At 71.4% G+C, this 25660-nt stretch carries 27 protein-coding genes and 1 pseudogene; 17 read left to right on the forward strand and 11 right to left on the reverse strand.

Annotated features, from left to right (window positions below; genetic code table 11):
- Positions 1–9: 9 nt before the first annotated feature.
- Positions 10–1137 (reverse strand): type VII secretion-associated serine protease mycosin, encoded by a 1128-nt coding sequence (gene mycP / locus Q2K16_RS25575; RefSeq protein ID WP_489671936.1) that lies wholly within the window; start codon positions 1135–1137, stop codon positions 10–12.
- Between the two features lie 758 nt (positions 1138–1895).
- On the opposite strand from mycP, the gene Q2K16_RS33125 reads away from it, so the two are divergent.
- Complete coding sequence (locus Q2K16_RS33125; protein WP_368052509.1) at positions 1896–2312, forward strand: hypothetical protein; 417 nt, start codon at positions 1896–1898, stop codon at positions 2310–2312.
- 182 nt (positions 2313–2494) lie between these two features.
- Here the strand turns inward: Q2K16_RS33125 and Q2K16_RS25585 are convergent, their stop codons facing one another.
- Together Q2K16_RS25585 and Q2K16_RS25590 are read right to left on the reverse strand one after the other, a co-directional pair.
- Entirely contained in the window at positions 2495–2965 is a 471-nt protein-coding gene (locus Q2K16_RS25585; RefSeq protein WP_302740715.1) for a hypothetical protein, read from the reverse strand.
- 149 nt (positions 2966–3114) lie between these two features.
- Entirely contained in the window at positions 3115–3327 is a 213-nt protein-coding gene (locus Q2K16_RS25590; RefSeq protein WP_302740716.1) for an acyl-CoA carboxylase epsilon subunit, read from the reverse strand.
- Between the two features lie 91 nt (positions 3328–3418).
- On the opposite strand from Q2K16_RS25590, the gene Q2K16_RS25595 reads away from it, so the two are divergent.
- Both Q2K16_RS25595 and Q2K16_RS25600 read left to right on the forward strand, forming a co-directional pair.
- The gene (locus Q2K16_RS25595) at positions 3419–5548 is read left to right on the forward strand and encodes a serine/threonine-protein kinase (RefSeq protein WP_368052510.1); all 2130 of its coding nucleotides are present in this window, start codon (positions 3419–3421) and stop codon (positions 5546–5548) included.
- A gap of 92 nt (positions 5549–5640) precedes the next feature.
- Positions 5641–5874, forward strand: coding sequence for a hypothetical protein (locus Q2K16_RS25600; RefSeq protein WP_302740717.1), 234 nt, complete (start codon positions 5641–5643; stop codon positions 5872–5874).
- Positions 5875–5972: 98 nt separating this feature from the next.
- Here the strand turns inward: Q2K16_RS25600 and Q2K16_RS25605 are convergent, their stop codons facing one another.
- Positions 5973–6725: a GH25 family lysozyme gene (locus tag Q2K16_RS25605; protein WP_302740718.1), complete on the reverse strand. Its 753-nt coding sequence runs from the start codon at positions 6723–6725 to the stop codon at positions 5973–5975.
- Between the two features lie 370 nt (positions 6726–7095).
- Here Q2K16_RS25605 and Q2K16_RS25610 point away from each other — a divergent pair, with 370 nt between their 5' ends.
- From Q2K16_RS25610 to Q2K16_RS25620, 3 genes are all read left to right on the forward strand, one after another.
- Entirely contained in the window at positions 7096–7839 is a 744-nt protein-coding gene (locus tag Q2K16_RS25610) for a M50 family metallopeptidase (RefSeq protein WP_302740719.1), read from the forward strand.
- A gap of 360 nt (positions 7840–8199) precedes the next feature.
- Positions 8200–8697 carry a SigE family RNA polymerase sigma factor gene (locus Q2K16_RS25615; RefSeq protein WP_145917901.1) on the forward strand — a complete coding sequence of 166 codons (498 nt, stop codon included), beginning with the start codon at positions 8200–8202 and terminating at the stop codon, positions 8695–8697.
- A complete protein-coding gene (locus tag Q2K16_RS25620) occupies positions 8694–9608 on the forward strand; it encodes a hypothetical protein (RefSeq protein ID WP_302740720.1) in 915 nt (304 codons plus the stop codon). Before Q2K16_RS25615 ends, Q2K16_RS25620 begins: the two co-directional genes overlap by 4 nt.
- 85 nt (positions 9609–9693) lie before the next feature.
- Here Q2K16_RS25620 and Q2K16_RS25625 read toward each other — a convergent pair whose 3' ends face one another.
- On the reverse strand, positions 9694–11274 hold the full coding sequence (locus Q2K16_RS25625; protein WP_302740721.1) for an acyl-CoA carboxylase subunit beta: 1581 nt from the start codon (positions 11272–11274) through the stop codon (positions 9694–9696).
- Positions 11275–11384: 110 nt separating this feature from the next.
- Here Q2K16_RS25625 and Q2K16_RS25630 point away from each other — a divergent pair, with 110 nt between their 5' ends.
- Complete coding sequence (locus tag Q2K16_RS25630) at positions 11385–12260, forward strand: biotin--[acetyl-CoA-carboxylase] ligase (RefSeq protein ID WP_302740722.1); 876 nt, start codon at positions 11385–11387, stop codon at positions 12258–12260.
- A 116-nt stretch (positions 12261–12376) separates the two neighbouring features.
- Positions 12377–12949 (forward strand): PH domain-containing protein, encoded by a 573-nt coding sequence (locus Q2K16_RS25635; protein WP_145917904.1) that lies wholly within the window; start codon positions 12377–12379, stop codon positions 12947–12949.
- A gap of 34 nt (positions 12950–12983) precedes the next feature.
- Here the strand turns inward: Q2K16_RS25635 and Q2K16_RS25640 are convergent, their stop codons facing one another.
- Together Q2K16_RS25640 and Q2K16_RS25645 are read right to left on the reverse strand one after the other, a co-directional pair.
- Positions 12984–13709 (reverse strand): GtrA family protein, encoded by a 726-nt coding sequence (locus Q2K16_RS25640; protein WP_302740723.1) that lies wholly within the window; start codon positions 13707–13709, stop codon positions 12984–12986.
- 62 nt (positions 13710–13771) lie between these two features.
- The gene (locus Q2K16_RS25645) at positions 13772–14308 is read right to left on the reverse strand and encodes a GtrA family protein (RefSeq protein ID WP_368052579.1); all 537 of its coding nucleotides are present in this window, start codon (positions 14306–14308) and stop codon (positions 13772–13774) included.
- A 369-nt stretch (positions 14309–14677) separates the two neighbouring features.
- On the opposite strand from Q2K16_RS25645, the gene Q2K16_RS25650 reads away from it, so the two are divergent.
- From Q2K16_RS25650 to Q2K16_RS25660, 3 genes are all read left to right on the forward strand, one after another.
- Positions 14678–16519 (forward strand): phosphoenolpyruvate carboxykinase (GTP), encoded by a 1842-nt coding sequence (locus tag Q2K16_RS25650; RefSeq protein ID WP_302740725.1) that lies wholly within the window; start codon positions 14678–14680, stop codon positions 16517–16519.
- A gap of 40 nt (positions 16520–16559) precedes the next feature.
- Positions 16560–17411, forward strand: coding sequence for a hypothetical protein (locus Q2K16_RS25655; protein ID WP_302740726.1), 852 nt, complete (start codon positions 16560–16562; stop codon positions 17409–17411).
- A gap of 150 nt (positions 17412–17561) precedes the next feature.
- Complete coding sequence (locus Q2K16_RS25660) at positions 17562–18332, forward strand: isoprenyl transferase (RefSeq protein ID WP_302740727.1); 771 nt, start codon at positions 17562–17564, stop codon at positions 18330–18332.
- 30 nt (positions 18333–18362) lie between these two features.
- On the opposite strand, the gene otsB is transcribed toward Q2K16_RS25660, so the two are convergent.
- The 3 genes from otsB to Q2K16_RS25675 all read right to left on the reverse strand — a co-directional run bounded on the left by otsB (position 18363) and on the right by Q2K16_RS25675 (position 20233).
- Positions 18363–19187: a trehalose-phosphatase gene (gene otsB, locus Q2K16_RS25665; protein ID WP_302740728.1), complete on the reverse strand. Its 825-nt coding sequence runs from the start codon at positions 19185–19187 to the stop codon at positions 18363–18365.
- Between the two features lie 89 nt (positions 19188–19276).
- A complete protein-coding gene (locus tag Q2K16_RS25670; RefSeq protein WP_302740729.1) occupies positions 19277–19630 on the reverse strand; it encodes a hypothetical protein in 354 nt (117 codons plus the stop codon).
- A 162-nt stretch (positions 19631–19792) separates the two neighbouring features.
- Complete coding sequence (locus Q2K16_RS25675) at positions 19793–20233, reverse strand: XRE family transcriptional regulator (RefSeq protein WP_088643975.1); 441 nt, start codon at positions 20231–20233, stop codon at positions 19793–19795.
- Positions 20234–20498: 265 nt separating this feature from the next.
- On the opposite strand from Q2K16_RS25675, the gene Q2K16_RS25680 reads away from it, so the two are divergent.
- The 6 genes and pseudogenes from Q2K16_RS25680 to Q2K16_RS33300 all read left to right on the forward strand — a co-directional run.
- Positions 20499–20843, forward strand: coding sequence for a hypothetical protein (locus Q2K16_RS25680; protein ID WP_088643976.1), 345 nt, complete (start codon positions 20499–20501; stop codon positions 20841–20843).
- A 31-nt stretch (positions 20844–20874) separates the two neighbouring features.
- On the forward strand, positions 20875–21216 hold the full coding sequence (locus Q2K16_RS25685) for a hypothetical protein (protein WP_302740730.1): 342 nt from the start codon (positions 20875–20877) through the stop codon (positions 21214–21216).
- Between the two features lie 315 nt (positions 21217–21531).
- Positions 21532–22947, forward strand: coding sequence for an RNA 5'-3' helicase PhoH2 (gene phoH2, locus Q2K16_RS25690; protein ID WP_302740731.1), 1416 nt, complete (start codon positions 21532–21534; stop codon positions 22945–22947).
- Between the two features lie 288 nt (positions 22948–23235).
- Positions 23236–23931 carry an aggregation-promoting factor C-terminal-like domain-containing protein gene (locus Q2K16_RS25695; protein WP_302740732.1) on the forward strand — a complete coding sequence of 232 codons (696 nt, stop codon included), beginning with the start codon at positions 23236–23238 and terminating at the stop codon, positions 23929–23931.
- A 116-nt stretch (positions 23932–24047) separates the two neighbouring features.
- Complete coding sequence (locus Q2K16_RS25700) at positions 24048–24701, forward strand: rhomboid family intramembrane serine protease (protein ID WP_302740733.1); 654 nt, start codon at positions 24048–24050, stop codon at positions 24699–24701.
- Positions 24700–24807: pseudogene (locus Q2K16_RS33300) on the forward strand (ferredoxin--NADP(+) reductase); the annotation flags it as partial. The gene Q2K16_RS25700 and the pseudogene Q2K16_RS33300, both read left to right, overlap by 2 nt.
- Positions 24808–24888: 81 nt before the next feature.
- On the opposite strand, the gene Q2K16_RS25705 reads toward Q2K16_RS33300, so the two are convergent.
- Positions 24889–25575, reverse strand: a complete 687-nt coding sequence (locus Q2K16_RS25705) for a TetR/AcrR family transcriptional regulator (RefSeq protein ID WP_302740734.1) — start codon at positions 25573–25575, stop codon at positions 24889–24891.
- Positions 25576–25660: the final 85 nt, after the last annotated feature.

Here is a 25660-nt window from a genome sequence, read left to right on the forward strand (position 1 = left end):
GGGCCGACGCTACCGGCTGATTCTCGGCGGCGGGTCGTCGGCACGTCGACGCCGACGCCACACCACGAACCCACCGCCGGCCGCCACGATCACCCCCAACGTGACCCACCCCCGCACGGTTACACCGCCGTCGTCGTCGGCAGGCTGGGCGGCGGCACTCGTCGCGCCGCCCGGCGGGGTCGCCGTCGCACCCTCGAAACCAAGCGGGGGTACGTCGGCGGTGAGCGCGGCCACCAGGTCGATGACGCCATAGCCGTACTGGTCGTCCCGGCCGGGTGGCCCCTTGTCGACAGCGGTCGCGGTGAGCCGGTGGACGACCTCGGCGGCGGGGAGGTAGGGGAACTTCGAGCGGACCAGCGCCGCCGCCCCAGCCACGATGGCGGTGGCATCGGACGTCCCAGTGCCCTTGCGGTACTTGCCGTTGATGCTGGTGCTGTAGATGTCCACCGCCGGAGCGACAACATCAATCTCCGGCCCACTCACAGAAATTGGTGCATGCTTACCGTCGCGCCCAATTCCCCCGACTGCCAAAACTCGGCGTTCGCTGGCTGGGTACTCAACCGCTGATGAATTGGGCTGATTTCCCGCAGCGGCAACGACGATGATGTCTGCGTCGAGCGCAGCCCTAACGGCCTGTTGGAGGCGGGCGCTTATCGACGCCACGCCGGAGATGCTAATGATGTCCGCGTGCTTCGCCGTCGCATACTCGATTGCTGCGGCTAGATTATCGATGTCTCCGTCCTTGTGGGGTGGTGAGTAGAATATCGGGAGTATCTTCGCTTTCGGTGCGATTCCAATGATGCCGTGGCTGTTATCGCGGCCGTGAGCGGCTATCAGGCCCGCCATTCCCGTGCCATGGCCATCCCGGTCGCTCCTCCCGTCGCCGCTACCGCCGGGAATTATATCCATCCCGGGCAGAATATTCCTGGCGAGGTCGGGGTGACGATCAACACCGCTATCTGGAACTGCGACCACGACTCCGGAGCCCTGACTTATTTCTTGTGCCGTGGCAGTTTTTAGATATGAAAGGTGCCATTGTTCCTTGCGATGGTGATCGGCGGCTGTGTAGCTTTGCGGTGGAGTGGCTAATCCCGCAATTGCTGTGAAGGTTACCGCGAGATAGTGAGCTTTTCGCATCATCGACTGAAGCCGATTACTGGTCCAGGGTCGATCGGCCCCTCGTCTTCGGGTGGTAGTACGATCGGGTCAACCCCCTCATCGGTCTCCCATGGATTGTCCTTATCCCAGTTCCGTGACCGCGCTTCGCTGGGGCTATGTCGATCGGGTCGGCTTTCGTGGGTGCCCGGACCGGCATGCGTTCCAAAATTGGGTGCCCCTCCGAATGGCGGTAGGCCGTGGAGTCCGCTCGATTGAGCGGTGCGGCCGATGCCGGGCCTAGTGCCGGCTGCACCGGTTGGGGCGGTGCCGGCAGACCCTCCCCCGATCACGCCGCCGATCGGATTCACGCGTCTAGTTGCGGCTGCACTACCCGGTGGCCCTGAATTGATGCTAGGGGGAGTGCCGATCAATCCGTTGGGCATTGTCGGTTGAGGAAGTGCGGAAGGCAGCCTTCCTTTTGGGTGGGAGATTGTGGGTATTCCGGGTCCGCGAATCTGAGGTGGGGGTTGTGGGGGCAGCATGGAGGGTCCACTTATTTGAGGGCCCATGTTGCTGATAGATGGCGCTGTCGAGCTGGCGCCGGGTAGGACTGTATTGCTCAATTGAGAGCTGCTTGTTACGCCGGCCCCACCCAGGATTGGTCCAGCGCTGGGTGTTGCCAAAGGGGGAGTGGGTCGCCTGCTTGATGATAAACGATCAGCCTCTGTTGTAGGGTTGATGGGTGCGGGAATGATCGGAGGAATGAGGGGTCCCGATTGGCCATCTAGGCTACTCGCGTGTACTTCATCGTCAACCTTTCGAACAGGTCGAGCAACGGGGGGTTTTTGGAGCATGGCTTGGGCTTGTTGGAGTTCGCCGCTGAGCCCGAACATCAACCCCCGTGCCCGTACATTGAGCCGTTCCAGGTCCGCGTCGGTCACCGGCGGGTCCACCACGCGACTGCCGGCCGCCGCCCTGGGGTCGGCCAGCGTCGCCTCGTACCCGCGCTTGCGGGCGAGCTTCTCGGCGTAGTCGTCACGTATCCGCTTGAGTTCAGGTCTGGTGCTGTCGATGGCGCGGGCGACGGCGGCGAGGGCGTCGTGGTTGGCGGCTGCCGTGTCGTGCGTGCGTTGCACCTTGCTGATCAGCTCGTCCAGTTCTCCGAGGTACGTCCTGGCGGCGGCGTTCGTGGCCGGCGGCCACGCCTCGGCTAGGCCGGCGCGGTACTGCCGGAGTTGCCGCAGGTGGTTCTGGGCGAGTTCACAGACCTTGCGCCATCCCGCGACGTGCTTCCAGTGCCCCGGCGTCTCCTGGTCCTGGAGGCACGCCCACATGCTGAGCACGTCCATCAGTTGCCAGTCGGTGAGGCCGGACGTCCGACCGCTGCCCCGTTCGATCACGGCAGCACCACCGGGCCCGGGTTCTCCGGGCTGTTGGGTTCGGGGGCCGTCCACGAGGAACGATCGGTGAGCGGGGTGGACGCGGCGATCTGCGGGTCGTGCAGGGCGCGTTCGACGTCGGCCACCCGGGCGTCGGCGAACGCGTCGGACCCCTGGTAGTCGGTGGCGATCCGGTGTGCGGCGGCGGCCAGCCGGCCGGTGTTGCCGGCGAGCCCGTGCACCAGGTCGGAGGTGGCCTGCTGGGTCTCCCAGTGTGCCTGGAGGAAGTGCACCAGCTCGACGAAGGCGTCGCACGGGTTGGGCACGGCGGCGGTCATGTCGTCGGCGATGTGACGCAGGTGCGGCGTGTAGTTCCGTTCGACCTCGTTCTGGAGCCGGTCGGCGAACTCCCGCAGCTGTCGGATGTCGGCCTCGATGCCGCCGTAGTCACCCACCCCGGAAGCTGGGCGGCCCTCCTCTGGGATCACTGGTCCTCCCGACTGTCACGACGCCGTCTCCCAGAGTGAGATTAGTGGCAAGGCGTCGATCTCGGCAGCCCCGAGCGACTCGGGGGCCGACTGTGCGCACCGGAGCCGAGCAGCGGGGGCGGCTGCGCGTACCCGCAGGGGATAGAGCGTCAGCGGGGCAGGCCGGAGGCGCGCCAGGCGTCGCGACCGGGCGCGGGGGTCGCGCCTACCGGGCGGGCGCTGCGGGCCCACGCGGACGCCGCCACCGGCGGGGGCGGGTCGGCCGGCCGGGAACGGAGCGCGATCGCACCCACCAGCGCGGCTAGTTCCTCGGCGGTCGGGACCCCCCGGACGACCCGGAACAGCGGCTCTTCGGCAGACATGACGCCAGGGTACGCGCCGACAAGTTGACCCATGTCGCACAGTGGCGTGCCGGCGGTGTACGCGTTGGTGCGGCCGGGTACCGTCTCACCGATGTCTGACGTACCTTCCCAACTCGTCGCTGACCGGTACCGGCTACTCTCGCCGCTCGGTCAGGGCGGCATGGGCCGGGTCTGGAAGGCCCGTGACGAGGTGCTGCACCGGGACGTCGCCATCAAGGAACTCGTCCCGCCGCCCAGCCTGACCGACGACGAGCGCCGCGAGATGCGGGAGCGGTCGCTGCGTGAGGCGCGGGCGATCGCCCGGCTCAACCACGTCAACGTGGTCCGCATCTTCGACGTGCTGCGCACTGACGGCGACCCGTGGATCGTCATGGAGTACGTGGCGTCGAAGTCGTTGCAGGACACCCTCGCCGAGGACGGCCCGGTGCCGCCGGCCCGCGCGGTGGAGATCGGCCTGGGCGTGCTGGGCGCGTTGAAGGCCGCCCACAAGGCCGGTGTCATGCACCGGGACGTCAAACCGGGCAACGTGCTGCTCGGCACCGACGGCCGGGTGGTGCTGACCGATTTCGGACTGGCCACCATCCCCGGCGACCCGAACGTCACCCGCACCGGCATGGTGCTCGGTTCGCCCGCGTACATCGCGCCGGAGCGGGCCCGGGACGGCACCGCCGGGCCGGAGGCGGACCTCTGGTCGTTGGGGGCGACGCTCTACGCGGCGGTGGAGGGTAAGTCCCCGTACGCCCGGCCGTCGGCGATCGGCACCCTGGCCGCGCTGGCCACCGAGCCGCTGCCGCCGGCCAAGAATGCCGGCCCGTTGAAGCCGGTGCTGACCGGCCTGCTCCGCAAGGACCCGGCCGAGCGGATCACCGCCGACGTCGCCGAGCGCATGCTGCGTCGGGCCGCCGGCAAGCGGGCCAGGGGCATCTCCCTGCTCGACGGGGTACGCCGGCCGGGGCCGAACGGTCCCCGTGAGCCGCGTACCCCGGTGGTGCCGGCACCTCGCCCGGCGCAGGGCGCAACCGGCGCGAGGACCTCGTCGTCGCTGGCCGCCGCAGCGGGAGCCGGCACCGCAGCGGCGCAGGCGGCAGCCGCGAAGACGGCGTCGGACAGCGTCGCCGCGACCGACAGCGCCGCCGCGCGGGCCACGGCGGGCGGTGCCACCGCGACGGGTGGCGCAGCGGAGCCGACCGTCGTCACCGGGGCGTCGGCCGTGGGTGCGGACGCCACCGCGACGGTGCCGGCAGGGGTGGACGCCGGGCCCACCACGAAGGTCACCCCGCCGGCCGGGGCCGACGCCGCACCGAACGGCCCGGCCGATCCGGCCGCCGATCCGCCGACCGCCAAGGACGCCGTGTCGACAGGCGAGGCGGTCGCAGCGGCCGCCGCACCGACCAGCAAGATCACCCCGCCGGTCCGCGCCGGCCGGGCCGACCCGCCCCCGCCGGCCAACCCCACCGCCGTGCTGGATGCGCCGGTCAGCCCGCCCGCCGGGTCCGCCGGGGTCGCCTCCGTCCCGGTGTACGACGGGACGCCGCCGGACCACAAGCGTCGTAACCTGCTGATCGGCGCGCTGGTCGCGGTGCTGCTGGTGGGGTTGGCGCTGGCCGTCCCGCTGCTCACCCGCTCCGACGACCCGGAAAACGGCGGTATCCCGCAGGCCACCGACCCGACGAGCGCCGCCGCGTCCTCCGCCGCCCCCACGTCGGCTCCGGCACCCCCGCCCCCGACCAGCGCCGCGCCCAGCCCGACGCCGTCGGCCACCCCCTCCACCGACCCGAACGCGCTGCCTGAGGGTTGGGAGATGTACCAGGGGCCGACGTTCAAAGTCCCGGTGCCGAAGGGTTGGCGGCGCAGCGTCCGTTCCGATGCGGTCGTCATCACCGAGCCGAACGGGGTGCGGGAGCTGTTCATCCAGTGGACGTCCAGTCCGAAGAAGGACGCGGTCGCCGACTGGAAGGCCCAGGAACCGAGTCGCCGCAACTATGTCAGCAACTACCAGTACCTCGACATCAAGGCGTGCGGCGGCTACCGCACCTGCGCCGACTGGGACTGGCTGGAAACCCGGGACAACACCCGCATCCACGTCCGCAACCGGGGCTTCGTCACCGCCACCAACCGGGGCTACGCGATCCGGTGGGAGGTCGCGGCGAAGGACTGGAACGCCAACCTGGACAACTTCGCCCTGATCACCAGCAGGTTCGTGCCGGACCGGAAGGACTGATCCCGGGGGATTCCCGCCGGGGATGAAATCGTTTCGCATGACCTTGCGTCGTACGGGGTATCTCTCCCGGGACGACGGAAGGAGGTAGCGAGATGAGTTACCGACGCAGGGACGCCCGGCCGAGACTGGCACTGTGGATGCTCGTCGCCCTCGGCGATGTCGTCCTGCTGCTGCTCAGCGTCGGCGTGGCCGCGCTGGTCGTGTCGATCGCCGTCGTGACGGTCGCAGCCGCCGGGGTCGCCGCCTGGCGGCTGAGCCGCCGGACCGTGACGCCCACCGCCACGGATGCCGTGGCCATGCCGTTGACCAGCCGGAAGAGCGCCTGACCCGGCGGGGTCGTCGAGCGCGACGGCGGCAGCCGGACCAGCCATCGACCGTACGGTGATGACCGGTCCCGCTGCCGCCGAGCCGTGTCCGGGGGTGATCAGGTGTTGTTCGCCAGCGCGATCAGCCGGGAGCGGTCGCCGTTCCAGTAGTTGCGGTCGACGTTGCCGCTGATCCCGGAGACGCTGCCGCTGCTGGTGTACTGCCAGAAGCTCCAGACCGGGGCGCCTGCGGGCAGGGTGCCCGGCGCGCTCGCCCAGCGGGCCAGCCAGAGCGGGTGGTTGGCCCACGGGCCGGTCCAACTGCCGGTGCACTGGTTCCACCAACTCGTGGTGGTGTAGATGACCGCGTACCGGCCGGTGCGGGAGCGGTAGGTGTTGAGGAAGTCCTGGATCCAGTTGCGCATCCCGGTGGTGGACAGCCCGTAGCAGGTGCCGCCGCTGTACGGGTTGGCTTCGACGTCGAGCGCGGCCGGGAGGGTGCGGCTGTCCGCCGACCAGGCCCCGCCGTTGCTGGCGAGGTAGCCGGCCTGGGTGGCACCGGAGGAGATGTTCGGCCGGGCGAAGTGGTAGGCGCCCCGGATCACCCCGGCGTTGTACGCGTTGACGTAGTTGGCGTTGAAGTTCGGGTCCTTGTAGCTCGAACCCTCGGTGGCCTTGATGTAGGCGAACTCGATCCCGGCGTTGCGGACACTGGTCCAGTTGATGGAGCCCTGGTAGTGGGAGACGTCGACGCCGGCGGTGGTGGCGGCGGCCGCGGGTCCGGCCGTGACGACGAGGGCCGCGGCCGCGGTGGCGGCCACGGTGAGACCGGCGGCGAACAGCCGGCGCAACGACACTCTGGTACGGGTCATGGATTCCTCCAGGGACGCCAATCGATTGACGCCAATCTTTGGAGATTCCTGCCCTTGATCGCAAGGGGGCTTAAGGAAACTTTCACCGACAACGGTCGAGTCGGCGTACGGTGATCCGAACCGGTCAGGGCAGGCCGGAGGCGGTACCACGCAGCGGGCCGGCTCACGCAGCGCGGCCGGGTCGAGCTGCCACCGGAACGGTTCGGCCAGGGTCGGCGTCTCGCCGGCCTTCGGCCCAAGTGGACGATCTCGCAGACCCAGCGCGACCGCACCGGCCTCGACCACCGTGCCCTCGCCGCCCGGTCAGTCTCACGGGATACGAGGCGACGACCGTCGAGCGACACGATCCGGCCGGGTAGGCTCCCCGGCCATGGTGTCGATCGACGGGCTGGGCGACCTCTGGGACCGGCTGTTCAGCGCCCAACCCGACCCGCCGCCCCTGCTGGTGGTGCTCACCGCCGTGGCCGCGCTGGTGGTCGTCGCGGTCCGGTCGTCCTGGCGGGTCGCCCGCAACGCGGTGACCATCGCCCACGAGGGCGGTCACGCCCTGGCGGCGCTGCTGACCGGACGGCGGCTGCATGGCATCCGGCTGCACTCGGACACCTCCGGCCTCACCCTCAGCGCCGGCCACCCCACCGGCCCCGGCATGATCCTCACCCTGCTCGCCGGGTACGTCGCGCCGTCCCTGGTCGGCCTGGGCGGCGCCTGGCTGCTCGGCGGCAACCGGATCACCCTGCTGCTCTGGGTCGCGGTCGCGCTGCTGCTCGCCATGCTGCTGCTCGTCCGCAACGTCTTCGGGGTGCTGTCCCTACTGGTCACCGGCGGGGTGGTGCTCGTCGTCTCCTGGTACGCCACCGCGCAGGTGCAGGCCGTGTTCGCCTGGACCTCGGTCTGGTTCCTGCTGTTCGGCGGCGTCCGGCCGGTCTTCGAGCTGCAACGGCTGCGCAGCCGGGGCCGGATGCCCGAGTCCGACGCGGACCAGTTGGCCCACCTGACGCCCCTCCCGGCGCTGCTCTGGGTGCTCCTCTTCGGGGTCGTCAACCTGCTCGCCCTCGCCGTCGGCGCGGTCCTGCTCGTCGGCCCGTTGCTCGCCGAGGCCGGCATCCCGCTCTGACCCGCGACGGGCATCCCGCTCGGACCGGGGCGGGCGGGCCAGGCCCGGGGTGACCGGTGGCACCCCGACGTCGGGTCGCCTACCTGGGCGGATGCGGGCAGAATCGGCCGGATGCGATACCCGGTCATCGGGGCGGGCGCGGTCGGCGGCACCATCGGCGCACTGCTGGGGGAGGCCGGCCACCCACCTCGACCCGGGCGTGGTGATCGCCAGCGGCCACCCGTACCCGGGGATGTTGCACGTGGGCCGTCACCCGGGCGGTGCCGACCTGCTCGACCGGGCGGAATGATCGGCTGAGCACGCAACCCACCGGGGCGCGCCGCGCGTGTCACAGGCGACCGCCACGGGGGAGGTAACCAGGTGCCGGACGTCGACGGCTTCGACGAGTTCTACCGGGGCAGCCGGCAACGCCTGCTCGGCTTCGTCTACGCGCTCACCGGCAACCTGGCCGAGGCGCAGGACGCCGTGCAGGAGGCGTACATCCGGGCCTGGCAACGCTGGTCGACGGTGAGCGGCTACGACGACCCGGAAGCCTGGGTACGCGTGGTGGCCTCCCGGATCGCGGTGAGCAGGTGGCGCAGCCTGCGTAGCCGGGCCCGCGCCTACCTGCGGCACGGGGTGACCACCGAGAGCGTGCCCGGCCCCGGCACCGAAACCTTGGAGGTGGTCGCCGCCCTGCGGCAACTACCCGAGGAGCAGCGCACCGCGCTCGCCCTCTACTACCTGCTCGGCATGCCCGTGGCCGAGGTGGCCCGGGAGACCGCGGCCCCGGTGGGCACGGTCAAGGCCCGGCTCTCCCGGGGGCGTGCCGCGCTCGCCGGGCTGCTCGCCGGTGGCGACCTGGAGGAGGTCCGATGAGTGAGGAGCTGACCTTCGTCGACCGGCTGCACCGGGACCTGCGCGAGGTCCGCTGGCCCGAGCCGGCGGAGCTGCGGGCCCGCGCCCGCCGTCGCAGCCGTCGTACGGCCGTGCTGTCGACGGTGACGGTGCTCGTCGTGCTGGCCGGTGCCGCCGTGGCGGCACGGGAACGGCCCACCGGGCCGGCGACGCCCACCGCCCCGGTCGCGGCACCCGGGTCCGCTCCCGCGTCGGCCCCGGTTCGGACGGAGATCCCCCTCGACGCCCTGCTGACCCCCGCCGACCTGCCCACGAAGACCGGCGAGCGGCTCGGCGACACCGGCCTCGGGGAGACCGTCCGGGTCGATCCGCTACTCGAATCGTGCGGGCGGGAACGCGACGTCGACGCCCAACTGTCGGTGTCCCGCGCCTCCCGGTCGCAGACCCTGCTCCGCCCGACGACCCGGACCGGCCAGCCGGCCACGCCCGTGCTCAGCCAGGACGTCTACCGCATCGAGCTGTCCCGGGGGCGGTGGCTGTTCGGCGAGATCGACAGGCTGCTCAACGCCTGCGCCGAGTGGACCCTCGACGCGTCCACCCTCACCGGCGACCGGCAGCCGGTGGCCACCGAGCAGGAGCACCGCTGGGAGCCGGCGGCTCGGGACTTCGCCGGTGACCAGGCGGTGCTGCTGCGGCACGTCGCGTCGCAGCCCCTGGCGCAGACCGGTGGGAAACCGGTCGGCGCGGCGGCGAGCATCGAGACCACCCTGGTGGTGCGGGTCGGCGACCTGGTCACCGTGGTGGTGCCCGCCCCGGACACGGTCGCTGACCGGGCCGACGGCACCGGGCCGGGGATGAGCCAGGCCGACCTGCTCGCGCTGGGCGGGACCGCCGCGAAGCGTCTCTGCCCGGCCACCGACGTCCCCTGCTGACCGGTCTGGGTGGACCCCGGCCGGCCCCGCCGGGGCTCGCCATCCGGCACGCCACCGCCGCGGCGGGCGGGCCGCGCCGGTGCGGCTACAGCGGGATGTTGCCGTGCTTCTTCGGCGGCAACGTCTCCCGCTTGGTCCGCAGCACCCGCAGCGCCCGGACGATCTGGGTCCGGGTCTGGTGCGGCGGGATCACCGCGTCGACGTACCCGCGTTCGGCGGCGACGTACGGGTTGGCCAGGGTGTCCTCGTACTCGGCGATCCGCTCGGCGCGGACGGCGGCCGGATCCTCGGCGGCGGCCAGTTCCTGCCGGTAGAGGACGTTCACCGCGCCCTGCGCGCCCATCACCGCGATCTGTGCCGTCGGCCAGGCGAAGTTCAGGTCCGCCCCGAGGTGCTTGGAGCCCATCACGTCGTACGCGCCGCCGTACGCCTTGCGGGTGATCACGGTGACCTTCGGGACGGTGGCCTCGGCGTACGCGTAGATGAGCTTCGCGCCCCGGCGGATGATGCCGTCCCACTCCTGGCCGGTGCCGGGCAGGAACCCGGGAACGTCCACGAAGGTCAGCACCGGGATGTTGAACGCGTCGCAGGTGCGCACGAACCGGGCGGCCTTCTCGGAGGCGGCGAGGTCCAGGGTGCCGGCGAAGTGCATCGGCTGGTTGGCGACCACCCCGACGGGGCGGCCCTCGACCCGGCCGTAGCCGACCACGATGTTCTGCGCGTAGAGCGGCTGCACCTCCAGGAACTCGCCGTCGTCGAGGACGTGCGCGATGACCCGGTGCATGTCGTACGGCTGGTTGGCCGAGTCGGGGATCAGCGTGTCGAGTTCCCGGTCGGCGTCGGTGACGTCGAGGTCGGCCGGCGCGTCGAGGACCACCGGCTCGTCGAGGTTGTTCGACGGCAGGTAGGACAGCAGCGCCTTGACGTAGTCGACGGCGTCGTCCTCGTCGGTGGCGAGGTAGTGCGCGTTGCCGCTGCGGGTGTTGTGGGTACGCGCGCCGCCCAGTTCCTCCATCGCCACGTCCTCGCCGGTGACCGTCTTGATGACGTCCGGCCCGGTGATGAACATGTGCGAGGTGCGGTCGACCATCACGGTGAAGTCGGTGACCGCCGGGGAGTAGACCGCGCCCCCCGCGCACGGGCCCATGATCAGGGAGATCTGCGGGATGACCCCGCTGGCCCGGACGTTGCGGAAGAAGATCTCGCCGTAGAGGCCGAGCGAGACGACGCCCTCCTGGATGCGTGCCCCGCCGGAGTCGTTGATCCCGACCACCGGGCAGCCGATCTTCATGGCCAGGTCCATCACCTTGACGATCTTCTCGCCGAAGACCTCGCCGAGGGAGCCGCCGAAGACCGTGAAGTCCTGCGCGAAGACACAGACCTGCCGGCCGTCGACGGTGCCGTAGCCGGTGACCACCCCGTCGCCGTACGGGCGGGTGCGGTCCAGCCCGAAGTTGGTGGACCGGTGCCTGGCGAACTCGTCCAACTCGACGAAGGAGCCCTCGTCGAGGAGCATGTCGATCCGCTCCCGGGCGGTCTTCTTGCCCCGCGCGTGCTGCTTCTCGACGCCGCGTGCACCCGCGTGCACCGCCTCGTCGACCCGGCGCTCCAGGTCCGCCAGCTTGCCCGCGGTGCTGTGGATGTTGGTCCCGGTCTCGGTAGTCACCCTGGGAATATAACGATGGTTCAGGCCGACGCCGCTGTGCAGTACGCCTCAGTGGCCTGCGCCGGAGGCGGGCCGGGCGGCGGTGTCGGGCCGGCCCGTAGGCTGGCGGGATGCCGGGTTCGCCGTACACCGATCTGGACCGACCGCCGCTGTCGGCGGCGCGGTTGTCCCGGGCGTTGACCGCGCCGCTGGGCCCCTGGCGGCGGCTGGACCTGCGGCCGGAGACCGGCTCGACCAACGCCGACGCGGCCGACGCCGCGCGGGCCGGTGAGCCGGAGGGTCTGGTCGTGGTGGCCGAGCGGCAGACCGCCGGCCGGGGCCGACGTGGTCGGGCCTGGCAGTCACCGCCCCGGGCGGGTCTCGCGACGAGCGTGCTGCTGCGGCCCGGCGAGGCCGTCACCGACCGCGACTGGCCGCCGGCCGCCCCCACCGGGTACGGCTGGCTGCCGCTGCTCGCCGGTGTCGCGCTGGTCGAGGCGGTCTCCCGGCTGGCCGAACTGGACGCCGGTCTGAAGTGGCCCAACGATCTGCTGATCGGGGACGCCAAGTGCGCAGGCATCCTGGCCGAGGCGGTGCCGGCCGGCGGCGCGGCGGAGCCACCCGCGATCGTGCTCGGCATCGGGCTGAACGTGACGTTGCGCGCCGACGAGCTGCCGGCGAACCCGACCGGGCTGCCGGCGACGTCGCTGCAACTGGCCGGTGCCACCGCCACCGACCGGGACCCGCTGCTGCGGGCCCTGCTGCGCGCCCTCGCCGACTGGTACGACAGGTGGCGGCTGGCCGGCGGGGACGCCGACGCGTGCGGCCTGCGGGCGGCGTACCTGGCCTCCTGCGTCACGGTGGGCCGCCGGGTGCGGGTGCTGCTGCCCGACGGCACCGACCTGACCGGGCTCGCCACCGGGGTGGACCCCGACGGGCACCTGCTCGTCGACACCGCCGCCGGTGAGCGTCGGCTGGCGGCCGGGGACGTGCTGCACCTGCGGTGACCGGGCGGCCCGCGGTCGGTTCGTGCGCGGGGTGCACTGCCGCCCGCCCGGCTGATCCGGTGGGTCGCCCCGACCGGTTACGGTCAGCGCGTCCGATTGTCGCCGAGGAGGTTCCCGTGGCGTTCCCCGAAGACGTGCTCACCGAGGACGAGCACGTCGTCCTGCACCTGCACCCGCACTGGAAGGCGCTGCTACGGCCGATCCTGGTGCTGGTCCTCGGTGTCGCGGCGGTGGTGGCGGGCTGGCTCCTGCTGCCCGACGGCGACGGTGGCGCGCTCGTGCTCGCCGTGGTCGCCGGTCTGTTCCTGATCGCGGTGCTCTGGCTGGGGTTGTGGCCGTTCCTGGTCTGGCGCAGCACGCACTACCTGTTCACCAACGAGCGGGTGCTGCTCCAGGAGGGTGTCTTCTCCCGGCACCGGCGGGACCTGCCGCTGGCCCGGATCAACGACCACTCGATGACCCAGCGGTTCACCGAACGGCTGCTGGGTTGCGGCACGCTCACCATCGAGTCGGCCGGCGAGCGGGGGCAGTCGGTGCTCGTCGACGTGCCCCGGGTCGACCGGGTGCAGACCACCCTCTACGAACTGGTGGAGGCGCAGCACGACAAGCACACGCTGGGCGACGGGGAGATGCGCGACATCCTGGCCGACATGCGGGAGGGCAAGCCGTTGCGGGACACCAGCGGCTGATCGTCGCGTGAACCGGCCGCCGGCCCCGGGCCGGTCAGGGGCGCGGCGTGCGGGGGGTGGTGCCGGCGTGCAGCTCGGCGGCCAGCTCCGCGTCCAGGTCGCCGCCGGCGACGGCCGGGCCGAGGGTGCCGCCCCGGCCCTGCTTGAACACCGGTTCGACGGTCGGGGCCGGGGTCCCGGCCACCGGGGTCGTGCGGTCCTCGGCCTGGCTCTGGGCCTCTTCCAGCTCGCTCACCGATTCGGCAAGTTCGGCGACCGGGTCCAGCTCGGCCATGGTGTCCCACTCGTCCCGCTTGATGGAGTGCCAGGTCTCCTCGGCGTGCTTGGGGACGGGCTGGAAGACGAACGTCCGGTAGGACCAGAACCGGAACAGGGTGGCGAGCAGCACACCGCCTGTCTTGGCCACGTTGAGCGCGAGCAGGCTGTTGAACCCCAGGCCGTACTTGGCGGCGGCGAGGACACCGAGTTCGATGATCAGACCGGCACCGTTGAACAGGAAAAACAGGGCGTATTCGCGCTGAAGCGCCGCTTTCGGCCGGTCCCGGTACGTCCAGTGACGATTCATCAGATACGACGTGATGGTCGCCACGATGGTGGCGATGACCGTCGCCTTCAGTTGACCGTCGACGAAAACGGTGAGTGCCAGGGCGTTGAACACCGCGTAATTGATGACGGTGTTGACGCCCCCGACGATGCCGAATTTGAGCGCCTCGCGGATGAACTTCTGCCAGCGCTCGGGCAGCAGACGGACAAGACGCATGCGCAACACCTTAGGGCTGAGGACGGTGCCGGGAACTCCGGCTGGACGGGGTGGACGACCGGTCACGACCCGGACGACGGGTCGCTGGTCGCCTCCGTGACGGCGGGAGTTCCCGCTTCGACGAAGACGAACCGTCGGTACGACCAGAACCGGAACAGCGTGCCGAGCGCGGTGCCCACCACGTAGCTGGCGATGTTGTCGGCCAGCGGGGTACGGAACACGCCGGGCCAGATGCTGCCCAGCCCGTAGCGGCTGCCCGCCAGGCAGGCCACCGCGATGCCCAGGCCGACCGCGTTGAAGAAGAAGAACAGCGCGTACTCGCGGGCCGGGTTGGAACGGACCCGGTGCCGCCAGGTCCAGAACCGGTTGCCCACGAACGCGACGGTCGCCGCGATCACCGTGGAGACGACCCGCGCGGTCACCGGTTCGACACCACGCCCCAGCGTGAGGTAGTTGAACAGCGCGAAGTCGACCAGGAAGGCCACCCCGCCCACGGTGGCGAACTTGCTCAACTCGCGCAGGAGGTGGCCGAACCGGTCCAGCAACGAACGGACCAGACCCGGGCGGGTCTGCGGGGCACCCGGCTGGTCCCCGGTCATCGTCGCGGCCACCTCGCGAGCGTACCGGTAACCGGCGTCGCGGACGGGGCACCACCGGCGACCCGCCGCCGCGCGGTGGGCCGGCCCGGGCCGCCGCCCGTTCCTTCGTTGTCCGTGGGCCGTTCCCGCGCCCACCGACAGTTCGTCGAAGGATTTGCGTGAAAGTGCGCGTGAAAGCGGGTATCAGCTCGTGTTACCGCAGCCGGGCCGTACCTTGTGCAGTTCTTCACAACCAGTCCCACTGACTCGCGGGTCCGCCCGGTTTACGCTGAGGCCAATCCCAGGTTTCCACGAAGGCGACGCGGCCCGCGTCCGCCGAGACTCGTGCATCCCATAAATCGGTCAGCGTCGACCACAAGGAGATGAGTCATGGTTGCTCCGGCTACTGTGCGGGGGATCGATCAGGCCCCCACGACCCACCCCAGGCTGCTCGCCTGGGTCCGGGAGATCGCGGAACTCACCACCCCCGACCGGGTGGTCTGGGTGGACGGGTCCGACGAGGAGTGGCGGCGTCTCACCGACGAACTCGTCGACAACGGCACCCTCGTCCGGTTGAACCCGGAGAAGAAGCCGAACTCCTTCTACTCCCGCACCGACCCCACGGACGTCGCCCGGGTCGAGGAGCGCACCTTCATCTGTTCCGTGGACGAGGCGGACGCCGGCCCCACCAACAACTGGATGGCGCCGGCCGAGATGAAGCGGACGATGACCGAGCTCTACCGGGGCGCGATGCGCGGCCGGACGATGTACGTCATCCCCTTCTGCATGGGCCCGGTCGAGGCCGAGAACCCGATGTTCGGTGTCGAGATCACCGACAGCCCGTACGTGGTCGCCTCGATGCGGATCATGACCCGGATGGGCGCGAGCGTGCTCGACGCGATGGGTGACGACGCCGACTTCGTGCACGCGCTGCACTCCATCGGCGCCCCGCTCGCCCCCGGCCAGTCCGACGTCGCCTGGCCGTGCAACGAGACGAAGTACATCTCGCACTTCCCGGAGACCCGGGAGATCTGGTCCTTCGGCTCCGGGTACGGCGGCAACTCGCTGCTCGGCAAGAAGTGCTACTCGCTGCGGATCGCCAGCGTCATGGGGCGCGACGAGGGCTGGCTCGCCGAGCACATGCTGATCCTCAAGATCACTTCCCCGGAGGGGAAGGTCTACCACGTGGCGGGCGCGTTCCCGTCCGCCTGTGGCAAGACCAACCTGGCCATGCTGGAGCCGACCATCCCCGGCTGGAAGGTCGAGACGATCGGCGACGACATCGCCTGGATGCGGTTCGGCCCGGACGGCCGCCTCTACGCGGTCAACCCGGAGTACGGCCTGTTCGGCGTCGCCCCGGGCACCGACTGGAAGACCAACGCCAACGCGATGCGGACGCTGGACCGGGGCAACTCGATCTTCACCAACGTCGCCCTGACCGACGACGGCGACATCTGGTGGGAGGGCATGGGTGAGCCGCCGGCCCACCTGATCGACTGGAAGGGTAACGACTGGACGCCGGAGAGCGAGAACCTCTCCTCCCACGCGAACAGCCGGTTCTGCACCCCGATCACCCAGTGCCCGATCCTGGCCGACGACTACTTCGACCCGAACGGCGTGCCGATCGACGCGATCCTGTTCGGTGGCCGCCGCCGGGACACCATCCCGCTGGTCACCGAGGCCCGCGACTGGGTGCACGGGGTGTACCTGGGGGCGACGCTGTCCTCGGAGACCACCGCCGCCGCCTCCGGCGCGGTCGGCGTGGTGCGTCGCGACCCGATGGCGATGCTGCCGTTCATCGGCTACCACGCCGGTGACTACTTCAACCACTGGATCGAGATGGGCAAGGGCGTCGACGGCGACGCCGCCAAGCTGCCCAAGATCTATTACGTGAACTGGTTCCGCAAGGACGCCGAGGGCAACTTCCTCTGGCCCGGCTTCGGCGAGAACTCGCGGGTGCTCAAGTGGGTCGTCGAGCGGATCGAGGGCACCGCCGACGCGGTCGAGACCCCGATCGGCATGGTCCCGACCGCCGACGCGCTGGACGTCGAGGGGCTCGACATGACCCCGGAGGACGTCCGGATCGCCCTGAAGGTCGACCCGCAGGAGTGGCGCGACGAGCTGCCGCTGGTCACCGAGTGGTTCGAGAAGTTCGGTGACAAGCTGCCGGCCGTCCTCTGGTCGGAGCTGGACGCGCTGCGCGCCCGGCTCGACGCGGAGCAGCCCCGGTAGCAGGTGTGCCGCCCGCCCGTAGCGGGCAAGACCGGAAACCATGAGGACGGCCGCCGTGACCCCACCGGTCCGGCGGCCGTCCGCCGTCCGGGCGCTGACCACCCTGCTCGCCTCGACCGCCGCCGCCACCGTCGCGGTCGAGCTGCTCAACTGGTGGTACGCCCCGGAGCAGGAGTTCGGCCTGGCGGTACGCACCGGCTGGGCGATGCTGCGGTCGCTGGGTTTCCTGGTGCTGATCGGGCAGGTGAACCGGGGACGGGCCGGCGCGAAGCCGTTCGGGTTGATCCTCGCCGTGACCACCGTGTTCGCGGTCGGCCGGCTGGTGGTGCCCCGGCAGGGTGTCCCGCCGCTGCCCGGACTGGTCGGCTTCGCCGTGCTGACGGCGCTCTGCGTCGCCGTGGTCGTGCTGCTCTACCGTTGCGACGCGGTCGCCGGGCACCTGGTGCGCCACCGCCGGGGCCTGGTCGTCGAGGGCGGCACGATCGGCTGGCGGGAGGTCGCCCCGAAACGCCCCGAGGTCACCGGCTGGCTGCTGACCAGCCGGGTGGCCGCCTTCACGTACAGCCCGCTGATGCTGGTGCCGGCGCTGGTGGCCGGCGGCGCGGTGCTGGACGGTCGGCTCGCCGTCGTACCGGTGGTGCTGGCCTGGTTCGCCGCCGGCATCGTGGTCAGCTACCTGGTGCTGTTCTGTACGGCGTTCCTGCTGCGCGGCAGGCGGTGGGCCCGCCGCCTGCTGGTGACGATCACCCTCGGCGTGCTCGCGGTGAACCTGCCGCTGTGCTGGTGGCTGCTCGGCCTGGACGGCCTGATCCGCGACGGCGCACCCCTGGTGGCGGCGGCCACCCTGGCCCTCTACGCCCTGCACCGCGCCCCACCCCCGCCGCCCCGGTGACCCCTCGCCCCGCCCCTCGCCCCTCGCCGCACCGGTGATCAAGAGGTTCCGGTCAGTGGACGGCCCGTCGGCGACGTATTTCTCTTGATCACGCACGGAGTGCGCCACCGAGGCGCTGATGTTCGGTGTGGGTCGCTACGCTGCAAGGTGATGACTCTGCGGAAACTTCTCTACTCCGTCTACGAGCGCCGGCTGACGGCCAGGCTCGCGGGTCGACCGGTGCCCCGGCACGTCGGCGTGATGTGCGACGGCAACCGCCGGTGGGCGCGGGAGATGGGCTTCGTCGATCCGAACGACGGGCACCGGATGGGCGCCGAGCGGATCAAGGAGCTGCTGCGCTGGTGCGACGCGGCCGGCGTCGGCCACGTCACACTCTGGCTGCTCTCCACCGACAACCTGTCCCGGCCGGCGGAGGAGCTGGACCCGCTGCTGCAGATCATCGAGGATCTCAGCACCGAGCTGGCCGAGGAGGGCAACCCCTGGCGGCTGCGGATGGTCGGCGCGCTCGACGTGCTGCCCACCCAGCACGCCCAGGCGCTCAAGGCCGCCGAGGAGCGCACCCGGGAACGCACCGGCGGCGCGCAGGTCAACATCGCCGTCGGCTACGGCGGCCGGCGCGAGATCACCGACGCGGTACGGTCGCTGCTGGTGGAGCACGCGGCCAAGGGCGGCACCATCGAGGAACTGGCCGGCACGCTGGACGTCGACCACATCTCCGAGCACCTCTACACCAGGGGCCTGCCCGACCCGGATCTGATCATCCGGACCAGCGGCGAACAGCGCCTGTCCGGTTTCATGCTCTGGCAGTCGGCGCACTCGGAATTCTACTTCTGCGAGCTGAACTGGCCCGATTTCAGGCGGGTCGACTTCCTGCGCGCCCTACGCTCCTACGGCACCCGGCAACGCCGCTACGGCACCTGACCCGCCGACGCGTCCGGCCGACGCCCGCGCTCAGGTCAGGTGGTGCACCGCCCGGGTGAGGAAGTCGCCCAGCGCGGCGGGGGAGTCGATGGTGAGGTCGGCGGCCTCGGCGACCTCCCGGCCGGTCTCCGGGTTGGCCACCGCCACGCAGATGCCGAGGAACCCCGGGTCGGCGGCCGACCGGGCGCGCAGCGCCGCGAACGCCTTGATGTCGGAGACGTCGTCGCCGAAATACCACGCGCCGCCGGCGTCCCGGACCACCTCGCCGATGACCAGACCCTTGTCCCGGTCGACGGGAGGCTTGAGTTCCAGCACCATCCGGCCGGCCTGCACCCGCAGCCCGAGCCGCTCGGCCTGCGTCCGCCCCCACTGCTCGACCGCCGGGCCGAGCTGCTGCGCGGTACGCCAGTGCAGGGCCACGCTCAGCCGCTTGAACTCCACCAGCGCGCCGGCGGGCAGCTCGGCGCGGGCCCGGTCGGCCAGTTCGGCCATGGTGGGCACCCAGGGCAGCGCGGCGGGTTCGGTGACGGTCTCGCCGCCGGAGTGGCTGTGCTCCAGACCGTACAGTCCGTAGAGGTCGATCCCGGCGAGGCCGCCGAGGTGGTCACGGAGGAAGTCGACGGGACGGGCGGAGACGATCGCCACCCGCTGCACCACCGGGGCCAGCGCCTCCAGTGCGGTGAGCACCTTGGGCGCGGGGCGCACCGCGGTGGGGTCGTCGTCGACCGGCGCGAGGGTGCCGTCGAAGTCGAAGAAGAGGACGGTGTCGGCGGCCCGCTCGGCGGTGGTACGCCAGGCGTGCTCAGCATCCAGCGGGGTCGGTGGCTGCTGGTTACCCAGATTCAACGGCGGCACGCGCGACAGCGTACCCCGGGGGCGGTGGCTGATTCGTGGCTTCGGAGTGGCTTCTTGACACCGCCGGGGTGCGTGGTCGTAGGTGCTCCTCAGCGTTCGGCGGCTCCCCGCCCCCGCCGTCCCAACGGCACCACTGTGGCTTCCCGGCCCTGGTTGAGCAGGTAACCCTCGACGAAACCGGTGTTCCGGTCGCCGGTGCGGGTCTCGATCTCGTTGAGCCGCGCCACCAGGAACTCGGTGAGCGCGCTGACCCGGTCGTCGAGCCGGTCGTGCAGTTCGGCGACCACCGCCAGGACGACGGCGGTGCCCGAGACGGTCAGGGCGAAGAGGTTGAACACCAGCGGGATCTGCCCGCTCCCGCCCACGCCGGCCACCAGGTTCGCGGTCACGCACGCGGTCAGGGAGACCGCCGCGACCACGACTGCCCACCACTTCAGGGCCATGGACAGACCCCTCCTTCTGTCCCGCAGGGCTGAGTTCGGCCTTGTCCCGTCCCCCCGCCGACGACGAGCCCAAGCAGTACGAATAGGGACGCTAGCGTGCCCGTTGCCGCCCCGGAGCGAAACGATCGGGTCTGCTCAGGCGTTCTTTCGCCATCTGAGGAACTACCCGGCCTGCTCTCCGCCCTTTCGGACATCGAGCGGGAGAGTGGGGCGGTATGCGAGGTAACGAATGGTTTCCCGGATGTGGAACTTCTCCGCGTCCGACACGGCGGGGTCGACCAGCCGGCGCAGCAGCGCCTCGACGTCCGGGTCCATCGGCGGAGCGCCGGGGGCGCCCCGGGGGGTGGCGGCGCGGTCCCAGCCGAGGGCGGCGAAGGCGGCGGCCGGGTTGAGGCCCAGCCCCTCACAGAACGCCACCACCCGTTCGGCCTCCGGGTCGCTGGCCCAGTCGCCGCGGACCCACCTGTTGATCGTCTGGCGGGAGACGCCGGTGCGGCGGGAGACCTCGGTGCCGGTCCAGGCGCGCATCGCCCGGGCGTCGTCGAGCGCCCGACGAACGAAGGTGGCGAATGCGATCTTCCGGGCGGGGGCGGTCTCGGTCACCCCGAAACCGTACGACCGCAGCGCCCGTCCGGGCTGCCCGGGGCGGATCTTTGTCACGCACATGAGACGTGTTCACCGTGCTGGCCGGGCCCGCTCAGGAGTCGGCACGAAGCGGTCTCACCTGGGCATAATACCGCCGAGCGAGGCGGCCGGGAACCGGACGAAAAGCTGATACTGTCACGCTCATGGGACAATCTACGGTGTGTCACGTGCTTGAGACGATCAGTGCTCACATGCGTCACGCTCCCGGTGCGAGGGGGAGCCGGTGACCGAACTCGCGACCCGTGCCCAGGCCTTCGGCCTGATCGCGGAGGGGGTCGCCGCCGGCCTGAGCGCGCCCTGGCGGCTCTACCTCGCCCGGGGTTGCCGCTACCTGTCACTGAGTGTCGGCGACCGCGACGAGTGGAACGCCTGGCGGACCCATCTCGGCTGTCCGGAGATGAGCGTCCGGGTCTACGACGCCGGCGGCGAGATCCGCCGCTCCTCGATGGCCGAGGTCGTCCTGGACGGCTGCCGGATCAGCGTCGAACTGGTCGAGGAGGTCAGCACCGAGGACCTGGAACGGCTCCTGGTCGTCGACCCGAGCCCGGCCGAGCCGGAGGACCGGTGACCCGGCCGACGCGGCCCACCGGAGCCGCCCGATGAGCCCCCTGCTCGCCCTGTCCCTCGTCCTCGTCCTCGGGGCGGCCAGCTACGCCGCCGGCCGCTTGCACGGTCAGCTCAGCTACCGGATCGGGTACCGCTTCGGTTACCGGCAGGGCTACTTCGACGGGGACCGGGGCGCCTGGAACCGCAGGCGGCGCGACGCCCAGGCCGTGCTCGCCTCGGCGCTCACCGCCCCGGCCGTGCCGGCCAATGCCGCGTGGCGTCCCACCCCCGCGGTCCGTCAGGGCACCACGTACACCGGCTCCTCGTTCGCCAGCCCGCCCGGCCCGGTCGCCGGTCGGCACCCGACCGGCACCCTGGTCCGCCGGCCCGGCTGAACCCGCGGAGCCGACACCGGCCGCCTCGACAGGTGACGCGGCTCCACCGGCCGGGATGCGCGCAGGGGGCGGCATCCCGGCCGGTCCGCGCCGCCCGCCGGACGGGTCGCACCCGGTGCGGGGGAGATCCTCGTCGCCCTCTAGCCGAGGCGGCCCGGCGCCGCTAGCGTCTAGGCATGACCCGGGGTTTTCCCGGGTCAGCCGGCCGTCCGGATCTGCGACCTCGCGCACGGGGTTCCGCATCCGACCCCGTGTCACCGGGCACCGGAGGAGGCGGAACGCGGATGGCGGATGCCCGTCCGTCGGAGCAGGCCTGTGACGACTCGCCGTACGCCCGCCGGTGTCGACCAGATCCCGGCCGCGACTGCCACGACCCGCCGAGCCACCCGGAGCCGCCGTCCGGCGGCCGCCGCCCCGCCCGGCCCCGAGGAGCCCGGCCCAGCCGGCCAGGTGTTCGTTCTGGACACGTCGGTGCTCCTGTCCGACCCGGCGGCCTTCCACCGCTTCGCCGAGCACGAGGTGGTCCTGCCGCTCGTGGTGATCTCGGAGCTGGAGGGCAAACGACACCACCCGGAGCTGGGCTGGTTCGCCCGCCAGTCCCTGCGCATGCTCGACGAGTTGCGGGTCCGGCACGGTCGACTGGATCATCCGGTGCCCGCCAACGAGTCCGGCGGCACGCTCACCGTGGAGCTGAACCACTCGGACGACGGCGTCCTGCCCCCCGGGTTCCGCAACGAGTCCAACGACGCGCGCATCCTGTCGGTGGCGCTGAACCTGGCCGCCGAGGGGCGGGAGGTGACGCTGGTCAGCAAGGACATGCCGCTGCGGGTCAAGGCCGCCTCGGTGGGGCTGCGGGCCGACGAGTACCGGCACGGCCAGGCCAGCGACCCGACCTGGACCGGGATGGCCGAGCTGGAGCTGGGCGAGGACGAGATCGGCCGGCTCTACGCCGGGGACTGCCTCGACCTGGACGCCGCCGCCGGCCTGTCCTGCCACACCGGCCTGGTGCTGCACTCCACCAGGGGGTCGGCGCTGGGGCGGGTGCTGCCCGACAAGACCGTCCGGCTGGTGCGGGGCGACCGGGAGGCGTTCGGCGTGCACGGCCGCTCGGCCGAGCAGCGGATCGCGCTGGACCTGCTCCTCGACGAGTCGATCGGGATCGTGTCGCTGGGCGGCCGGGCCGGCACCGGCAAGTCGGCGCTGGCGCTGTGCGCCGGGCTGGAGGCGGTGATGGAGCGCCGCCGGCACAAGAAGGTGGTGGTCTTCCGCCCGCTCTACGCCGTCGGCGGGCAGGAGTTGGGCTACCTGCCCGGGTCCGAGTCGGAGAAGATGTCGCCCTGGGCGCAGGCCGTGTTCGACACCCTCGGGGCGGTGGTGCACGAGAACGTGCTGGAGGAGGTCACGTCGCGGGGCATCCTGGAGGTCCTCCCGCTGACCCACATCCGGGGCCGGAGCCTGCACGACGCGTTCGTCATCGTCGACGAGGCCCAGTCGTTGGAGCGGGGCGTGTTGCTCACCGTGCTGTCCCGGATCGGGCAGGGCTCGCGGGTGGTGCTCACCCATGACGTCGCCCAGCGGGACAACCTGCGGGTCGGGCGGCACGACGGGGTGACGGCGGTGATCGAGGCGTTGAAGGGTCACCCGCTCTTCGCACACGTCACGTTGAACCGGTCCGAGCGGTCCCCGATCGCGGCGATGGTGACGGATCTGCTGGAGGACATCCCAGGCTGACCGTCGCGGGGGCCGGGGTCCGCCCCCCATCGTCCGCATTCACTTTGTGGCGCAGGTCACAAATTTGCCGGTGGGTTTCCCATCAGCCTCACCGTGCGCGATGGTGTCCCACGAGCGCCCACGTCCCGGTGGGGGTGTTGGTGACCGTTCGTCCCCTTCCAGGGGCGGGCAGTCACCCCCCTGCCGGTGCGTCGGTGGCGACCGGCTCAGGTCGGGGCGCTCGTGGCACGACCGCGCCGTCGACGGCCGGTCCGCGCCGCGTCCTTGCCCCCGACGAAGGGACACTTCGTGAGTCGGCTGTGGAGCCGGTTCGGTGCCCGTACGGCCGCCGTCGCACTGCTCTCCGTGGGCGTTGCCGGCGGTTTCTATCTGGGCGAAGACCGGGAAACCCAGCAACAGGGCCTGACCGCACAGGTCGGCCTCCAGGTCGACCAGGCCGAGTACGACTACCAGCGTGACCGGCAGGCCGACCACCGGCGGGAGTCCGCCAAGCAGCGGGCCGCCGAGTACCAGGCGAAGCTGCGGGCCGCCGCGGCGGCCAAGGAAGCCGCCCAGCGGGCCAAGGCCGCCGAGGCTGCCGCCGCGTCGCGGAAGAAGGAGCGCGAGGCCGAGGCCAAGGCCAAGGAGGAGGACGGGAAGATCAAGCCCTTCGCCGGCCCGATCCCCGCCTCGTGTAACTCGTACAGCGGACACCGCAAGACCGGCTGCGCGATGCTCCTCAAGGAGGGCTTCAAGATCGACCAGATGCCCTGCCTGGACAAGCTCTGGACCAAGGAGAGCGGCTGGAACCCCAAGGCCAGCAACTCCTCGTCCGGCGCGTACGGCATCCCGCAGGCGGTGCCGGGCAGCAAGATGAGCTCGGTCGCCAGCGACTGGCGGACCAACCCGGCCACCCAGATCAAGTGGGGGCTCGGCTACATCGAGGGCCGGTACGACAACCCGTGCGGCGCCTGGGCCAAGAGCCAGAGTTCCGGCTGGTACTGAGCGACGACCGGGACGGGCGGGGCGGGTGGGCGACCACCCGCCCCGCCGTCGTCGTACCCCCGGTGGCGCGGGACCCGGGGTGGCGGTTGGCGAAGAATGCTGATAGCCATGGTGGGGTGACCCTGCACCCGACGGGCGGCGACCCCGACCGGTTCGGCACCGAGGCGTTCTACGCGTCGCTCGGCCGGGCCTTCGTCGCCATGTGCGCGGTGGTGCCGTTCCTCTTCCTCATCGAGGCCCTCGACCAGGGGCTCGGCTTCGGGCTCGACGTGGCGGCCGGGATCATCCCGCAGCGCATCCAGGGGCTCGACGGGGTGTTCTTCTCGCCGTTCCTGCACCACGGCTTCGACCACCTCTACAGCAACAGCATCCCGCTGATCCTGCTCGGCACCTTCGTGCTGGCCGCCGGCGCCCGCCGGTTCCTCTGGTCCACCCTGGTCATCATCCTGGTCAGCGGGCTCGGCGTCTGGTTCACCGGCTCGCCCAACTCGGTGGTCGTCGGGGCGAGCGGGGTCATCTTCGGCTACCTGGGCCTGCTGTTCACCCGGGGTGTCGTCGAGCGGAGCTGGTGGAACTTCGGGGTGGTGCTGCTGGTCGGCCTGCTCTACGGCTGGCAACTGCTCGGCATCCTCCCCACCGACGAGCGGATCTCCTGGCAGGGGCACCTGTTCGGGCTGCTCGGCGGGGTGGTCGCGGCGATCCTGTTCCGGCGTCGCCGCCCGTACGACCCGTACCGGGAGTACCGGGTGGAGTCCACCCTGACGCCCTGAGCGGGCGACCGCGGCGCTCGGCTTCACCGCCGACCCGGGGCCGCTGGCCGAGTGGGGGTTGCGGCTGGACCGCCGGCACGTCGTGGTGGACAGCGCGATGGCCACCGCGCGCCGCCCCGGCCGGTCCGCTGCGCGCGGCCGGGCTGCGGTGTGACCCCGGCCCGGGGTGGTGGCCCGGCGAGCCGGGTCAGGGCAGGCCGACGAGGTCGGCCATCAGGGCGGTCTGGTGGTCGAAGTAGGCGTCCCGGTGCGGGACGACCGGGTCGAGGCGGCCGAAGAGGTCGAAGCTGATCAGCCCGAAGAGCTGGGTCCAGCCGGCCATGCCCCGGGCGAGCAGGGCCTCGGGCAGTCCGGGGAAGAGGCCGGCGGCGATCTCGGCCAGGTCGGCCCGGACCGGCTCGGGCAGGTCGTCGTCGGGCGGGGTGATCCGGCCGGTGGCCACCCCGTCGCGGAGGATGCCGAGCAGGGTCAGCGGCGGGCGCTGCGCGGGGAGCACGGTGTCGACGGGGGCGGCGTACCCGGGCACCGGGCTGCCGTAGAGCAGGGCGTACTCGGCGGGGTGGGCCAGCGCCCAGGTGCGGGCGGCCCGGCAGGCGGCGTGCCAGCGTCCGCGCAGGTCGGCCCGGGCGACGGCGGTGTCGGCGGCCTCCACCGCGTCGCCGAGCGCCTGGTACGCCTCGATGATCAGCGCGGTGAGCAGGTCGTCCCGGCTGGGGAAGTAGCGGTAGATCGCGGACGAGACCATTCCCATGTCCCGGGCGACCGCCCGCAGTGACAGGTCGGCCCCGTCGCTGGCGAGGTGGCGGCGGGCCACCGCCTTGATCTCGTCGATCATCTCGGCACGGACCCGGGCGCGGATCGAGGAAGCCGGCATACGGCTACTCTGCCACGCTTCAGAGCGCCAATCAAAATAGAGAGCACTGCTCTTGACTCTGCGGGTCGGTCCGGTCATGCTGGAC

The sequence above is a fragment of the Micromonospora cynarisoli genome (genome assembly GCF_030518815.1).
In the GTDB taxonomy this organism is placed as follows: Bacteria; Actinomycetota; Actinomycetes; order Mycobacteriales; family Micromonosporaceae; genus Micromonospora; species Micromonospora wenchangensis.

Bases quoted from the DNA above. Each gene is read 5' to 3' on its own strand.
- Q2K16_RS25645 (WP_368052579.1), bottom strand. From the start codon at position 14,308: ATGACCGGGGACCAGCCGGGTGCCCCGCAGACCCGCCCGGGTCTGGTC.
- Q2K16_RS25640 (WP_302740723.1), bottom strand. From the start codon at position 13,709: ATGCGTCTTGTCCGTCTGCTGCCCGAGCGCTGGCAGAAGTTCATCCGC.
- Q2K16_RS25605 (WP_302740718.1), bottom strand. From the start codon at position 6,725: ATGACCCGTACCAGAGTGTCGTTGCGCCGGCTGTTCGCCGCCGGTCTC.
- Q2K16_RS25600 (WP_302740717.1), top strand. From the start codon at position 5,641: ATGAGTTACCGACGCAGGGACGCCCGGCCGAGACTGGCACTGTGGATG.
- Q2K16_RS25595 (WP_368052510.1), top strand. From the start codon at position 3,419: ATGTCTGACGTACCTTCCCAACTCGTCGCTGACCGGTACCGGCTACTC.
- Q2K16_RS25660 (WP_302740727.1), top strand. From the start codon at position 17,562: ATGACTCTGCGGAAACTTCTCTACTCCGTCTACGAGCGCCGGCTGACG.
- Q2K16_RS25630 (WP_302740722.1), top strand. From the start codon at position 11,385: ATGCCGGGTTCGCCGTACACCGATCTGGACCGACCGCCGCTGTCGGCG.
- Q2K16_RS25670 (WP_302740729.1), bottom strand. From the start codon at position 19,630: ATGGCCCTGAAGTGGTGGGCAGTCGTGGTCGCGGCGGTCTCCCTGACC.
- Q2K16_RS25685 (WP_302740730.1), top strand. From the start codon at position 20,875: ATGAGCCCCCTGCTCGCCCTGTCCCTCGTCCTCGTCCTCGGGGCGGCC.
- Q2K16_RS25650 (WP_302740725.1), top strand. From the start codon at position 14,678: ATGGTTGCTCCGGCTACTGTGCGGGGGATCGATCAGGCCCCCACGACC.
- mycP (WP_489671936.1), bottom strand. From the start codon at position 1,137: ATGCGAAAAGCTCACTATCTCGCGGTAACCTTCACAGCAATTGCGGGA.
- Q2K16_RS25620 (WP_302740720.1), top strand. From the start codon at position 8,694: ATGAGTGAGGAGCTGACCTTCGTCGACCGGCTGCACCGGGACCTGCGC.
- Q2K16_RS25610 (WP_302740719.1), top strand. From the start codon at position 7,096: ATGGTGTCGATCGACGGGCTGGGCGACCTCTGGGACCGGCTGTTCAGC.
- Q2K16_RS25705 (WP_302740734.1), bottom strand. From the start codon at position 25,575: ATGCCGGCTTCCTCGATCCGCGCCCGGGTCCGTGCCGAGATGATCGAC.
- Q2K16_RS25590 (WP_302740716.1), bottom strand. From the start codon at position 3,327: ATGTCTGCCGAAGAGCCGCTGTTCCGGGTCGTCCGGGGGGTCCCGACC.
- Q2K16_RS25655 (WP_302740726.1), top strand. From the start codon at position 16,560: ATGAGGACGGCCGCCGTGACCCCACCGGTCCGGCGGCCGTCCGCCGTC.